General features: G+C 51.0%; 10 protein-coding genes. 2 read left to right on the forward strand and 8 right to left on the reverse strand.

The annotated features are described in order from the left end of the window. Nucleotides 1-92: 92 nt before the first annotated feature. From rsmJ to C3432_RS20935, 3 genes are all read right to left on the reverse strand, one after another. The gene (rsmJ, locus tag C3432_RS20925; protein ID WP_103778509.1) at nt 93-845 is read right to left on the reverse strand and encodes a 16S rRNA (guanine(1516)-N(2))-methyltransferase RsmJ; all 753 of its coding nucleotides are present in this window, start codon (nt 843-845) and stop codon (nt 93-95) included. Between the two features lie 134 nt (nt 846-979). Next, nucleotides 980-3,022: an oligopeptidase A gene (gene prlC, locus C3432_RS20930; protein ID WP_103778511.1), complete on the reverse strand. Its 2,043-nt coding sequence runs from the start codon at nt 3,020-3,022 to the stop codon at nt 980-982. A gap of 219 nt (nt 3,023-3,241) precedes the next feature. After that, nucleotides 3,242-3,940, reverse strand: coding sequence for a hypothetical protein (locus C3432_RS20935; RefSeq protein ID WP_103778513.1), 699 nt, complete (start codon nt 3,938-3,940; stop codon nt 3,242-3,244). A gap of 241 nt (nt 3,941-4,181) precedes the next feature. Between C3432_RS20935 and C3432_RS20940 the strand changes: the two genes are divergently transcribed. After that, nucleotides 4,182-5,024 carry a 23S rRNA (adenine(2030)-N(6))-methyltransferase RlmJ gene (locus C3432_RS20940; RefSeq protein WP_103778515.1) on the forward strand — a complete coding sequence of 281 codons (843 nt, stop codon included), beginning with the start codon at nt 4,182-4,184 and terminating at the stop codon, nt 5,022-5,024. Nucleotides 5,025-5,095: 71 nt separating this feature from the next. Further along, nucleotides 5,096-6,448, forward strand: coding sequence for a glutathione-disulfide reductase (gene gorA, locus C3432_RS20945; protein ID WP_103778517.1), 1,353 nt, complete (start codon nt 5,096-5,098; stop codon nt 6,446-6,448). Between the two features lie 275 nt (nt 6,449-6,723). Here gorA and C3432_RS20950 read toward each other — a convergent pair whose 3' ends face one another. From C3432_RS20950 to C3432_RS20975, 5 genes are all read right to left on the reverse strand, one after another. Continuing rightward, a complete protein-coding gene (locus C3432_RS20950; protein ID WP_103778519.1) occupies nt 6,724-7,275 on the reverse strand; it encodes a hypothetical protein in 552 nt (183 codons plus the stop codon). A 48-nt stretch (nt 7,276-7,323) separates the two neighbouring features. Then, a complete protein-coding gene (locus C3432_RS20955; RefSeq protein WP_103778521.1) occupies nt 7,324-12,270 on the reverse strand; it encodes a hypothetical protein in 4,947 nt (1,648 codons plus the stop codon). 3 nt (nt 12,271-12,273) lie between these two features. Continuing rightward, on the reverse strand, nt 12,274-12,618 hold the full coding sequence (locus C3432_RS20960) for a DUF2628 domain-containing protein (protein ID WP_103778523.1): 345 nt from the start codon (nt 12,616-12,618) through the stop codon (nt 12,274-12,276). A gap of 641 nt (nt 12,619-13,259) precedes the next feature. Beyond that, a complete protein-coding gene (locus C3432_RS20970) occupies nt 13,260-13,493 on the reverse strand; it encodes a hypothetical protein (RefSeq protein WP_103778527.1) in 234 nt (77 codons plus the stop codon). A gap of 79 nt (nt 13,494-13,572) precedes the next feature. Beyond that, the gene (locus C3432_RS20975) at nt 13,573-14,250 is read right to left on the reverse strand and encodes an EAL domain-containing protein (protein ID WP_181012961.1); all 678 of its coding nucleotides are present in this window, start codon (nt 14,248-14,250) and stop codon (nt 13,573-13,575) included. Nucleotides 14,251-14,351: the final 101 nt, after the last annotated feature.

Genomic DNA, 14,351 nt, shown 5'->3' on the forward strand with positions numbered 1-14,351 from the left:
AGGGAGATATGAATGAATGGCTATCCCCGCGTATTTATGGCTTAAAGATGATGGCGGTGTTCCTCAATGAAACAGCAGAGAGCATTAGCGCATCATTCTGGCGTACCGGCATAAATGTCAAACCGATGCCCTTTGGTGACAATGGCGTTTGGCGTGGCGACACCGGCAAGCGGCGGCGCATAGTCCGGGCGTTTCACCACCACCCGTTTGGTCGCCAGGTGACGCGCAGGATCCAGCAATCCGTCAGCGTCAGCGTCCGGCCCCACCAGCGACTGGAACACCCGCATCTCCTTCTTCACCAACGCGCTTTTCTGCTTATGCGGAAACATCGGGTCGAGATAAACCACCTGCGGGCGCGGGGTGATATCGGTCAGCGCCGTCAGGCTGGAGGCATGGATCAGTTGCAAACGCGTCTGCAACCACGGGCCGATTTCCGCATCGGCGTAGCCGCGCGCCAGACCATCGTCGAGCAATGCCGCGACAACCGGGTTACGCTCCAGCATCCGCACGCGACAGCCAACGGAGGCCAGCACGAAAGCATCACGACCTAAACCCGCCGTAGCATCGACCACGTCCGGCAGATAATCGCCCTTGACGCCGACCGCCTTCGCCACCGCTTCACCGCGCCCCCCGCCAAATTTGCGCCGATGAGCCATTGCCCCGTCGACGAAATCAACGAAAATACCGCCAAGCTTCGGCTCATCGCGCTTACGCAGCTCCAGATGTTCCGCCGTCAGCGCCAACGCCATCGGGTTGTCATCATCATGCTCCAGCCCCCACCGGGCGGCCAGAACAGATAATGCGCCGTCCCCGACGCCCGTTTCATCAATTAAGCAGATCTTCAATTCCGCTTTACCCTAAATAATTTGAGTTGCATCGAGACAACAAGTGAAGGAGTTCCTGGTCACGTACAAATAGTACGTGACCAGGGTGAGTGAGCGCAGTTGCCGAAGAGGCAACTTGAAGTATGACGGATCAATCAGCCTTTAATTCCGTAATGCTCCAGCATCGCATCCAGCTGCGGCTCACGGCCACGGAAGCGCCTGAACAGCGCCATCGGCTCTTCTGAACCCCCGCGAGTCAGGATGTTATCGAGGAACGACTGCCCGGTTTCACGGTTGAAAATCCCCTCTTCCTCAAAGCGTGAGAAGGCATCTGCCGCCAGCACATCGGCCCACAGGTAGCTGTAGTAACCCGCCGCATAACCACCGGCAAAAATATGGCTGAAGGCATGTGGGAAGCGTCCCCAGGATGGCCCCGGCACCACGGCGACCTGCTTTTTGATCTCAGAGAGCGTCTCGAGAATTTTCGCCCCCTGCTGCGGGTCAAACTCCGCATGCAAACGGAAATCAAACAGGCCAAACTCCAGCTGACGCAGGATGAACAGCGCCGCCTGGTAGTTCTTCGCCGCCAGCATTTTATCCAGCAACGCTTTCGGCAACGGTTCGCCGGTTTCATAGTGACCGGAGATAAACGCCAGCGCCTCCGGCTCCCAGCACCAGTTTTCCATAAACTGGCTTGGCAGTTCCACCGCATCCCACGGCACGCCGCTGATACCGGACACCCCGGCCGTTTCGATACGGGTCAGCATATGGTGCAAACCGTGACCAAACTCATGGAACAGGGTGATCACTTCGTCGTGCGTAAACAGCGCGGGTTTACCATTGACCGGACGGTTGAAGTTACAGGTCAGGTAAGCGACTGGTTTTTGCAGCGTGCCGTCCGCTTTACGCATCTGACCGACGCAGTCATCCATCCACGCCCCGCCGCGCTTGTTTTCGCGCGCATACAGATCGAGATAGAAGCTGCCGCGCAGTTCGTTGTTTTCGTCATACAGTTCGAAGAAACGCACTTCCGGATGCCAGACGTCCACGTCGGTACGCTCTTGCGCCGTGATACCGTAAATGCGTTTCACCACTTCAAACAGGCCGTTCACCGCTCTGTTTTCCGGGAAATACGGACGCAGTTGCTCGTCGCTGATGCTGTACAGATGCTGTTTCTGCTTCTCGCTGTAGTACGCGATATCCCAGGGTTGCAGTTCATCGACGCCAAATTCTGCTTTCGCGAAGGCGCGAAGCTGCGCCAGCTCTTTCTCACCCTGTGGGCGGGCGCGTTTCGCCAGATCGGTTAAAAACTCCAGCACCTGCTGCGGGTTTTCCGCCATTTTGGTAGCCAGCGATTTAAAGGCATAACTTTCAAAGCCCAGCAGCTGGGCCAGCTCATGGCGCAGAGCGAGGATTTCCGCCATCAGCGGGCCGTTATCCCATTTACCGGCATTAGGTCCCTGATCGGAGGCGCGCGTAACGTAGGCGCGATACATCTCTTCACGCAGCGCCTGATTATCGCAATAGGTCATCACCGGCAGATAGCTTGGGATATCCAGCGTCAGCAGGTAACCTTCCTGCTCTTTGCCCTCAGCCTGGGCTTTTGCCGCCGCCAGCGCGCTTTCTGGCATACCGGCCAGTTCCGCTTCGTCGGTGACTAACTTCGTCCAGCCCATGGTGGCATCGAGCACGTTGTTGCTGTACTGATTGCCAAGATCGGACAGTCGGGTGGCAATCTCCCCGTAGCGCTGCTGTTTGTCCTTCGGCAGGCCGATCCCGGAGAGTTCGAAATCACGCAGCGCGTTATCCACTGCTTTTTTCTGTGCGGTATTCAGGGTGGCGTAATGATCGCCATCACGCAGGTCGCGATATGCCTTGTACAGCCCTTCATGCTGTCCAAGCCAGGTGCTGTACTCAGAAAGCAGAGGCAGGGTCTGCTCATAAGCTTCACGCAGTTCCGGGCTATTTTTTACCGAGTTCAGGTGGCTTACCGGAGAAAAGATACGTCCCAGCACATCATCCACTTCCGCAAGCGGCTGACAGAGGTTTTCCCAGGTATACGGCGCGCCCTGCGCCACCACGCGTTCGACGTTTTCGCGACAGTCGTTCAACGCTTTGGTCACCGCAGGAACCACGTGCTCCGGTTGGATACTGGAAAACGGCGGCAGTTCGAAGGGCGTCAGTAATGGATTTGTCATAAGCGCAGTCCTGGTTAAAAAGGAAAAGGAAGCGCTCAACGGGCGCTTTGCATAGTGTGTGTAGCATGGGGTCAAGTGTAGTGAATTTCAATGCTATGCGTTGCGCTTAGAACCCGATCCACCAGGCGTAATGGGCGCAGGCAGTTTGAACGCAGATGAGGATGGCGAGTGCGGCCCTGGTTCAAAATGACAAGCAAAACAGGCCTGATAGCCAGGCTTTTAATCAAAATGGCGGGATTCTCTCACAGTACCAAAAGGCGATGGGTTTAACTCTTGTTTAATATTAAACTCGGACATAAACGCATTCACAGCCTGTTGTCTGACCGCAGATAACTTTACCTGACCACAAGTTTTGTCATAGAACCGCTCTGCAATATCGTTTACGATGGCATTACTTAATAAATTTTTCTTTTCATTCGTTTCGCAATTTTTTTGTAATTTGGCAATCGTTTTCTTGACTGAATGATTGCCTGTAATAACATGCTTAATTGAACTTTGTGCAGAATTAACATCAAGCTCCGCAGACTGCATGGAGCTCACACTGCTAAATATGCTGGCTTTACTTTCTTTCTTAATTGTCCCTCTCAGGTTAATACAGACAGTATCTAATAATTTATTGATTTCAGAAGAAGGCATGGTAATACATTCCTGCCTTACCCACTGATTTTTCAGATCGCTTGTTGGATTTGCTGATGAAATTGCCTTTTCAATCTCTGCAAATACCTTATTAAGCTTAAGCTTTGCTGTTCCTGCCCCGTTGTTCAGATCATATTTTACATATGTATTTGATACGCCTACACATGAGCAGAAAAATGAATTTTTACGAGAAACAGAAATATCAAGATTTACCGTTTCTTTTGCCGAAAAGGCTTTAGAAACGAAAGAATACGACTGATTTGATTGTATGCTAAATTTCATAATATTCATCCATATATGTTTTCATATAACATTTCAATAAATTATCAACTTAGTTTAATCTGATATTTCAAAAAGTGCTCATTACGATTTCAGGGAAATAATATAAATAAACATCTAATAAATAAATGATGGAGGAAATAACCCTTTATGATAGCTACTTTGATAACGAAGTACGGTAATTTGTCACAATCTACGGTACACTATGGCCAATCAGTTTTAATTGTCCGGGAACTACCCTTTTATGCTCAGTTATCGCCACAGCTTTCACGCTGGCAACCACGCCGACGTCCTTAAACATACCGTTCAGAGCCTGATCATCGAGTCGCTCAAAGAGAAAGATAAACCGTTCCTCTATCTGGATACCCACGCGGGTGCGGGCCGTTATCAACTGAGCAGCGAACACGCCGAACGCACCGGTGAGTACATGGAAGGGATTGCCCGTATCTGGCAACAGGAATCCCTGCCTGCCGAACTGGAGCCTTATATCAGCGTCGTTAAACACTTCAACCGCAGCGGACAGCTGCGTTACTATCCGGGTTCCCCGCTTATCGCCCGCCAGCTACTGCGCGAGCAGGACTCTCTGCAACTGACCGAATTGCATCCGAGCGACTTCCCACTGCTGCGCGGCGAGTTTCAAAAAGACAGCCGCGCCCGCGTGGAGCGCGCCGACGGCTATAAGCAGTTGAAATCGAAACTGCCACCGGTTTCCCGTCGCGGTCTGATCCTCATCGATCCGCCATACGAAATTAAGACCGACTATCAGGCGGTGGTCAGCGGGATAGCCGAAGGCTACAAACGTTTTGCCACCGGCACCTACGCGTTGTGGTATCCGGTGGTTTTACGCCAGCAAATCAAGCGTATGGTGCACGCCCTTGAAGAGACCGGCATCCGCAAAATTCTGCAAATTGAGCTGGCGGTTCGCCCGGATAGTGACCAGCGCGGAATGACAGCCTCCGGCATGATTGTGATTAACCCACCGTGGAAGCTGGAGCAGCAGATGAATAACGTACTGCCCTGGCTGCACAGTAAGCTGGTTCCAGCAGGTACAGGCCACACTTCGGTAAGCTGGATCGTGCCGGAGTAATCGCAGCCATCGGTGGAACCTTTTAATTTCAGGTATACAATCGCGGCAATCAGACATAAAGGATAAGACTCATGAGCAAGCATTATGACTACATCGCCATCGGCGGCGGCAGCGGTGGCATCGCTTCAATTAACCGTGCAGCGATGTACGGCCAGAAGTGTGCGCTGATTGAAGCCAAAGAGCTGGGTGGCACCTGTGTGAACGTCGGCTGCGTACCGAAAAAAGTGATGTGGCATGCCGCGCAGATTCGTGAAGCGATCCATATGTACGGCCCGGACTACGGCTTTGACACCACCATCAACAGGTTCAACTGGGACACGTTGATTGCGAGCCGAACTGCCTATATCGACCGTATCCACACCTCGTACGATAACGTACTGGGCAAAAATAACGTGGATGTGATCAAAGGCTTTGCCCGCTTCGTGGATGCAAAAACCATTGAAGTGAACGGTGAAACCCTCACCGCCGACCATATTCTTATTGCGACGGGCGGTCGCCCGAGCCATCCGAACATTCCGGGAGTGGAATTCGGTATCGACTCCAACGGTTTCTTTGAACTTCCAGCGCTGCCTGAACGCGTGGCGGTTGTTGGCGCAGGTTATATCGCGGTGGAGCTGGCCGGTGTCATTAACGGCCTGGGTGCGAAAACCCATCTGTTCGTGCGTAAACATGCGCCATTGCGCAGCTTTGACCCGATGATCACCGAGACGCTGGTTGAAGTAATGAACGCCGAAGGTCCAACCCTGCATACTCACGCCATCCCGAAAGCGGTAGTGAAAAACGCTGACGGCAGCCTGACGCTTGAGCTGGAAGATGGACGCAGTGAAACGGTGGACTGCCTGATTTGGGCGATTGGTCGCGAACCGGCAACCGACAGTTTCAACCTGGCGGCAAGTGGCGTAAAAACCAACGAAAAAGGTTACATCGTCGTCGATAAATTCCAGAACACGAACGTAGAAGGGATTTATGCCGTAGGCGATAATACCGGTGCGGTAGAGCTGACGCCGGTTGCCGTAGCGGCAGGCCGTCGTCTCTCCGAACGCCTGTTTAATAACAAGCCAGAAGAGCATCTGGACTACAGTAATATCCCGACCGTGGTCTTCAGCCACCCGCCAATTGGCACCGTGGGCCTGACCGAGCCGCAGGCGCGCGAGCAGTACGGCGACGACCAGGTGAAAGTGTATAAATCCTCGTTTACCGCGATGTACACAGCAGTCACCTCTCACCGTCAGCCATGCCGCATGAAGCTGGTCTGCGTCGGTGCGGAAGAGAAAATTGTGGGTATTCACGGCATCGGTTTCGGCATGGACGAAATGTTGCAGGGTTTTGCCGTAGCGCTGAAAATGGGTGCCACCAAAAAAGACTTCGACAATACCGTGGCGATCCACCCAACGGCGGCGGAAGAGTTTGTGACCATGCGTTAATGTAGAAAAACCATACCTGCACCTTTTACATCTCTGAAAACTGGCCGCAAAAGGGCCAGTTTTTTATACAATTAAGAATAGATTGGTTACGTTCTTTTCAGCTTTTCATCCGGCAGGATATGCTCAGCAAGACTGCAGATTCCTGGTGCATACGCATGGACATAAATAACATACTGTTCAGGCAGCGTAGCTTGCTTTAAGGCCTTCAGGACATCCTGATTACCTGCGTGGACGATCTGAAGGGCTTCCTGGATGCGTTCGCGGAAACTGACAGGCTACCCGGCAGGCATATCTGCTTCATCCGTTTTTTTACTGTTTTCGTCCCTGAGATTTATCTTCGGTAGCTGCCCAAAGATGAGCTTTTCATTTTTCAGTTCCTTCGCAATCTCTGCCGTAATGTCCACGCTGACGGAAACGGCCAGAGCATGCTCTCTGGGCAGTACGGCATCGACACCATTCTTTTTCTGCCAGAGCCCGACCATTTTCAGCACAGCATCACTGACGATTTTATGTGCGGCCTGCTGTTCGGCACGCCACTGCATATCGAGCACCTGCCTGTCAGAGAGTTCTGCCTGACGACGCGCCGCATCGTCCATCGTGGCATAGCGGGACTGCGCCAGTACCATACCTTCGCGCAGCCTTTCCCCTACGGCCTTTAGATGAATGGCCTCCTGCTCTCCCAGCCCGGACATGAGCAGTACCTGCTGTGTATCCACAAAGCGAACTGAATTTCCCATTTTATTTTTGTCTCCGTTATCACAGCCCGTCAGCAACACAGTGAGCAGCGTCCCGGCTGCCAGACAGACCCATAATCCTGTTGATTTCATTAATTGGTTACCGGGGCCGCTACGGCCCCGCCTCGTTAAGATGTGGTTTTATCTGAAGCTGCGGCTGAAATTCAGACTTATGCCTTTATCCGCGGCACCGTCTTCCTTCCACTGATAGGCATTGACGGCAAAACCGTTGTCACCGCTGTTGTAATTTGCGCTGACCATGGCCTGGTTGTTCAAACCGCCGCCACGTTTACCGTCACTGATAGCGAACTGCTGACCCTGTACACCCTGCAGACTGGCTTTACGCATGCTCTGGCTGAAGCCCAGGTTTGGACCGGCTTCCAGCGTGGCCTGTACATCCCAGCCATCTTTGCCAGCATAGTTCAGACGCATACCGGCCACCGCATCGACACTCGTTTCGCTGTAGCTGTTCGTTTTCAGGTTAAAGTCACCTGCCCCGTGCTCCTGATAGCTATCGGTAATGTGGTGGCGCATTTTGGCTCCAGCAAACGGTGAAACGGTCAGACCTTCAGCCATCTCCATATTTTTGACACCCTCTGAGCGGAACTCCAGATGCTGCTGACGACCACTGGCGCGGGCCACACGACTGGTGCCTTCAAAGCTGATGTTACGGCTGCTTTTCAGGCTGTGCAGGTCATAGCGCAGGCTGTTATCCCAGCGGCTGTCTTCTCCCAGCGCCAGGCTGTGGCCCAGACCGAAGAACTGGCTGTACCCCCCGGTCAGGCCGTTATCCCCGGCACGATTGCCTTTGTTACCACCTTTGCCGCTCAAACGGGCCATCCCGTATGAGGCACTGAACTCACCCGCACTCGTATCGAAGATCTGACGCAGGGCCATCATGTCGTAGGTGACCTTGTTATCCATCTCGGCACGTTTGTCGCCCTTCGCCACCAGATTCATCGACAGACCACCTTCCGTGGTCACAGGAGCGGTCTCAGCCAGCATGTTGAAGCGCTGGCCCAGCACTCGGGCTTCACGGTTCAGGCTCTTCGCCTGAGCGCCTGAGACCTGCTTCAGAGCTTTATCCAGCTCAGAGGCCGAGCTAACGTTCAGGCTGCTGTACAGGCTGTTGCTGGTATAGCCTTTATCCAGAGCGGCCGCGATGCTGCCGACTGACTTATCCGTAGCGACGTCGGCGTAATCGTTCTTCGTCATGGTCACATCAACATTGCCCGAAGCATTCTGCGATGCCTCGGCGTTCCAGACGACACTTGAAGATGCGATGTTTTCTTTCCCGGTTATTTCGCCAGCAGAGCTCAGCACATCCGTGAAAGTCACCTCGCGGTCAGATATGCCGGCGGTGAAACCGGTGTCTATGGCAACATTATTGCCAACGGTGATCTGGTTTGCAGAAAGCTTGCCTGCGCTGCCATCCGCATTGGTGCCGATGACGTAGTCAGTCAGCAGGTTACTGCTGGGTGATGGTGCCGTACCGGGTTTTCCCGTGCTGGTGTAGTCGCCGCCAGAGGTGATAACCAGATTGCTGGATCCATTGATTCGGCAACCGGTATCGCAGAGTAAATTGACGGTGCCGTTATTCACCACTTTCGTTTTACTTGCATCCGTCGTCGCAACAAAGACATACGAATTATCGGCCCAGACGTTAATGACACCGCCTGCGTTGTTATAAACCACATTAGACGACTTGTTAGTACGAACCCCCACCAGTTTCGTGCCGTTAGTACCGTTATTTTTGCCCTCTTCGGTGCCCACGTTGATAACCCCGTCATTCACCACATAGCTTGTATGGGAAGAGGTATTCATCGAGATACCGTTGCTACCGGATCCCGTGAAGGAGATCTCCCCTGCATTGTGGAAACTGTAACCGTTGCCGAGTTTTATCAGGGAGTGACCGCTGGCCAGGTCGGAGCCTGAAATACGCCCGGTCTCCGTGTTATATAGCCATGTCGGATTACTGGTGGAGTTGGAGGCATTGGTCATAGTGACTGCACCATATCCGTTTTTCGCTTCAATATTCCCACTATTGACCAGAAAATTCTGAAGGTAGTTGCTCGAGTAGTTAATCAGGTAGCTGCTGGTTCCTGTTGCCTGAGATGAATTGGTGATGAGCCCGCCTTCCTGGTTATACAGCCCGAAGCGGCTACTTACAGCGGCAGCACCGTTTTTATCCGCAATGATTGTTCCCGTATTCACGATGTTACTAGCCATGTTTCCGGTTACGTTTCCAATGATGGTGCCGGAATTATACAAATTGCCACTGCCTGCTAAAGTAATAGAACTTCCCTGAAGCGTACCACTATTAACCAGGTTCCCCCTGAACTGGGCTTTTGCGTCAAATGTAACCAGCCCTTCTGAAGTCACGCTATTTCCGTAGAAAAAGAGCCCTTTTCCAGTCTCATCCGTATAGGTTTTATTTTCGCCCGATGCCGAAAGGATACTGTCACCCACAGCAGTACCAGAGAATTCATTTACTCCCTCACCCCAACCGGCATCGCCGGAATTAATGTTGCCGCCGTTGAGGTTAACCATCCCGTTGTTGATGACAGTACCGCCATTTTCCGTGTAAAAAGCATTGCCGAGGTCGGTGTTGATATTAATGACGCCGTTCATACCATTGACAGCCATTGCATTGCTACCGACTGCTGCCATAGCAAACATACCATCAGCCAGCTCATCGTCAGCCGTGAGATTGATGGTGCCTTCATTAATTACGGTACCGCCCCGATAGGCGACCATACCAAAGCCAGCGTTATTCACGTTGATGGTGCCGGTATTTATGCCTATACCGCCCTGTTTGATATCATGAGAGCCGTTGAATCCTACGCTGACTGCGCTGCCACGCAGCGTATTTGTTACGTCACTCCAGACGGTTTTGTTGCCCGTCAGGTTGTTGTCAGCGTCAGTTTCCAGACGCATGGCATCAAGATTAATGGTACCGCTGTTTAAAACCGTTCCTTCAAGCGAGGAAATGCCAAAAATGGAGGTACCATTAAGGTTCATCTCACCCTGGTTTTCAGCATAGCCTCTATAGGTATATAGTCCATACTGGGTATTCTCATAATTACCTGCAGTAAGTCTTGCCTCATCTACATATTGAGTTGTTTGTTTCTCAGAAGTAAGCGCTGATGAAATATTGATTACGCCACTTGATGAATTTAATACTGCAGATCCCTCTTTCGCCAGGTCACTCATTACTATATATACATATGTATTGGCTTTTGTGGCATCCGGATTAGCCTCCAGGGTAATAGTTCCATTATTGATTATTGTCCCGCCGTTGGTATGCGAAGAGATAATTCGTGAATTTTCTGAAGCTGTAATTATGCCATCATTTATTAATGTAGCTCTGTTTCCGGTAAGATATATTAATCCGCTGATTGATGTAGTATTGTTAGCCATCGTATCGTCATATCGGACGATGTTTAATCGTGACGACTCATCCAGCCACACGGTATTGTCTGTACCTGAAACAGAAATAACAGACCTAATCATCCCCCCTTTCACATCCACAGTGGATTCACCAGAAATGCTGATGGTATTATTTTTTCCTTGCAGGGCGATCAGATTGGCGTTTTGATGGTGTTGCGTGCTTCCCTGTGAGGTGCCGGGCTCACGGAAATAGCGATAATCCAGACCATCCTTAACTGCAATTGTGTTATTGTCACCATTAACCGCCATTGCGAGAAGATATGTTTGTTCATAATTCCCCGTACCAGGCGCACTGGCCAGACTCCCGTAATACTCCAGACCAAGCGTTCCTTCAATAATGACCGTACCGCCGTTTCCATCAAGCTGGATACCTGTTAACGAAGGTCTGGTTTTGCCAATGTTGTCCTGGGTATCCTTAACCCGAACATCTCCACTGACTAACAGAGAGGTGTTGTCCGAAGTGATGCTCACCCCGGTCGCAGGATTACGCGATTTCCCCGCATCCACCATCAGGTTACCGTCAAGCACAGCCTTAACAGCCTCGCCACTCATCAGCATGCCGGTACCATTGTCCGTGACGTAAATATCGCCGGTGTTTGTGAATGAAGCATTGTTACCAGAGACAGTGATACCCGTGGAATTCTTATCTGCCACGTCAATATTACCGTTATTGGTCATAACGGCATTATTGCCGCTGACCGCCACCCCGGTTGCGCCTTCACGCACGGTCAGGCTGCCGTTGAGGGTTGTGGTGCTGTTGTCACCATTGAGTTCAACCCCTGTCGTTCCATTGCCAGAGGCATTCGTGTCGCCATTACTGGTGAGACTGTTGCCGTCACCATCTACCAGTATACCGGTGCCCCCGCCAGTGGCGTTTACGTTTCCGTCAACATCCACGGCATTACCATCCCCGGTAACATTCAGGCCCAGGGAACCTTCACCGGAAACACTGGTATCCCCTTCGCTGACCACATGATTGTTGTTGCCGTCCACTACAATACCCGTGCCACCCTCATTAACATTAACATTGCCACTGATGGTGACGTCTTTTTCGTCACCGGTTATCGTTTTACCCGGACCGTCTCCTCCCTCCGCGCTGATATCTTCGTCAATCACGACTTCATCACCGCCGCCTGGGGTCTCACCGCCGCCAGGATTCTCACCGCCGCCAGGATTCTCACCACCGCCAGGATTCTCACCGCCGCCAGGATTCTCGCCGCCGCCAGGATTCTCACCACCGCCAGGATTCTCGCCGCCGCCAGGATTCTCGCCACCGCCAGGATTCTCGCCGCCGCCAGGATTCTCACCGCCGCCAGGATTCTCACCGCCGCCAGGATTCTCGCCGCCGTCGCCGTTGCCCTTACCAGAACTGCTGCTGTCTGAATCAGAGATAGTATGTACAGCCCCGGCAATCGCCGCCGCCATCAGGGAGGCGCTGGCAACCAGAGAAGCCAGCTGCTCATCAGGCATATCCTTCTGACAATCACCAGCCAGAAGCTCATCATCAGATAACATTAGACCGGCCTCACAACGTTGCTCGGTTTTAATTTCATCTGCGCGTGTGATTTCATTTTCCGCTGCAAATACGCACGGGGCTACAGCCATGGCAACACATACTGCCAGTACAGTCTTTTTCATAATTTATATCCAGAAATGTAATGTTAAATAATTGCCGGTGTTTCTTAGCCATTTACATATTAAATTGATTTTCAGATAATATGCATGACTGGCAATTGAACTGTACATATATGAAAGGCCCAGCAGAATGCCGAATAACGATAATGTTTTTCTCCACAGACCTAATGCGCAGAAATAAACAATACCAAAGAGGAATGCCAGGAAATTATAGCTATAGCGGGTTCGCTCGGTGAACCCCACGCTGTACAGAGCATTCTGATACTCGGGAGAGGAAGGTGAACCATATTTCTCAAACAACGAGAACCTGTCCAGCCATTTTTGAGGTGCTTGTTTAGTGTCTTTGTTCATGATGATTTTACTTCTCTGCTTTTACAAAATCTGAGTAATAACACTCTGGACTTATTATAATGCCGGTGCTATTAACTAACGACGGATTGACTGCCTCACAAGTTCATTAATCATATACTGTATTGCGTCCGGACAAAATTCTCTCCTGAAATAACAGTGCGTCTGCAGTCGGTTGACCATATTGAGTTTCTTAACCAGTTTGTCGACACGCCGATAAAAAAGTTTAGGCCGGATCCCAATATGTCTGGCCGCACTAATTATCGAATTATTTATTAACAGGCTGTATACCGTCGTCATATCTTTGTGGGAATAACCGGCCATACTTTTATGCCGTTCAAGGCGGCGTTTCACCATTTCATACGTTACTCCCGGACAATGGCGAATAGCTTCATAGTATTTTATGACCGACATTCTATTTTTCAGCGAAACTATAGGGGATAATAACCGGGAGTAAATCCCCTCATCGGCAATGAAAATATATCTGTACGTCATACTATATTTATTGATGCATGTACTGATCGCCCTGAGCGAATGAAATGAGGCGAGGTCGATAATACAGATCTCCGGTTCATTGCGAAGCCTTGGCAGCAGGTTTTCCAGCGCAACACGCAGGTAATTATTCCGGGTTTCAATTCGATACGTCACGTTCTTTTCCGTGTAATAGGAGAGGAGAAGGTTCCGGCCTCGGTGGTCAGGGAATGGGCTTTCCCGGTCTGCACGGTCATGCCGTTGGTCAGCGTGCTGTCGGCCACCTTTTTATCAGACAGGATTGTCCGGGTTTCATCGGCGGAAATATCTGCGGCCAGACTCGTTGATGGCACGGAAATAACAGCCAGCATCATAAAATACAGCGGTTTCAGCTTGAATTCTTTCATAATTCTTCCAGGGTTATTTCGCATTAACGCGAAGTGGTTAAATTAAATGAATGAATAAATGAACTAAATAATGTGATACTCAGGTGGAGGTGTGATTACTATCATTCCAGTAATAGCCCTGAGCAAGATTTGCCCCGGAGCACATGCCTTTATAAAGATCGCTTTCTGACTCCACGCCCTCTATCAGTACCGGAATATCACCGAGCATCTTTTTTACAATATGAATAACGTCGCCGAGATGGGGGGCCCTGATTTCTTTACGGTCAATTTTGACCCCATCAAATTTTCCGTGATAAGCTGGCAGACTGATTAAATCGTCAAGGCAGAAGTCATCCACCCAGATTTTTATGCCGAGAGTTTGCAGGTCCCGGGTGTTTTTAAAAAAGAGGTATTGTTTTTTACTGTTAAGTAATTTCAGTGCTGAAGAGTCGGCAACCTCCAGGCAGATATTCGTAAAGCGCGCAATCTCTTCAATATCGGCTGATGTGAGACACAGAAAGCCATCTACGGATAAATTATAAAAACAGGTATCCGCCACGGATTCGCTGACGCAGCTTATCTGTGCTAACAGCAGGTCAATCTGCTGACGGCCGGAGAGGCGTGCAAACCACTGTTCCACATTCACATCAAACTTCAGCTTGCTTAATACCTCGTAGCCGACAATGCGGTTACGGGATAAATCAATAAGCGGCTCCAGGCGATAGTGTTCGATGCCGTGATGCAGACGGTGTGTCACTGGCGAAATTATCTTTTTCATGTCTGTGTTCATGTCCTGCAACGGTCCGGAGCGACAGGATGCCATCCGGGTTGATAGACCCAGTATTCAGATAAATCCCCACTTAACAATATCATAATCCA

The organism is Citrobacter amalonaticus (assembly GCF_002918555.1).
GTDB lineage: Bacteria > Pseudomonadota > Gammaproteobacteria > Enterobacterales > Enterobacteriaceae > Citrobacter_C > Citrobacter_C amalonaticus_A.

Bases quoted from the DNA above. Each gene is read 5' to 3' on its own strand.
- C3432_RS20950 (WP_103778519.1), bottom strand. From the start codon at position 7,275: ATGAAATCAACAGGATTATGGGTCTGTCTGGCAGCCGGGACGCTGCTC.
- C3432_RS20940 (WP_103778515.1), top strand. From the start codon at position 4,182: ATGCTCAGTTATCGCCACAGCTTTCACGCTGGCAACCACGCCGACGTC.
- C3432_RS20960 (WP_103778523.1), bottom strand. From the start codon at position 12,618: ATGAACAAAGACACTAAACAAGCACCTCAAAAATGGCTGGACAGGTTC.
- C3432_RS20970 (WP_103778527.1), bottom strand. From the start codon at position 13,493: ATGAAAGAATTCAAGCTGAAACCGCTGTATTTTATGATGCTGGCTGTT.
- C3432_RS20975 (WP_181012961.1), bottom strand. From the start codon at position 14,250: ATGAAAAAGATAATTTCGCCAGTGACACACCGTCTGCATCACGGCATC.
- C3432_RS20955 (WP_103778521.1), bottom strand. From the start codon at position 12,270: ATGAAAAAGACTGTACTGGCAGTATGTGTTGCCATGGCTGTAGCCCCG.
- C3432_RS20935 (WP_103778513.1), bottom strand. From the start codon at position 3,940: ATGAAATTTAGCATACAATCAAATCAGTCGTATTCTTTCGTTTCTAAA.
- gorA (WP_103778517.1), top strand. From the start codon at position 5,096: ATGAGCAAGCATTATGACTACATCGCCATCGGCGGCGGCAGCGGTGGC.
- prlC (WP_103778511.1), bottom strand. From the start codon at position 3,022: ATGACAAATCCATTACTGACGCCCTTCGAACTGCCGCCGTTTTCCAGT.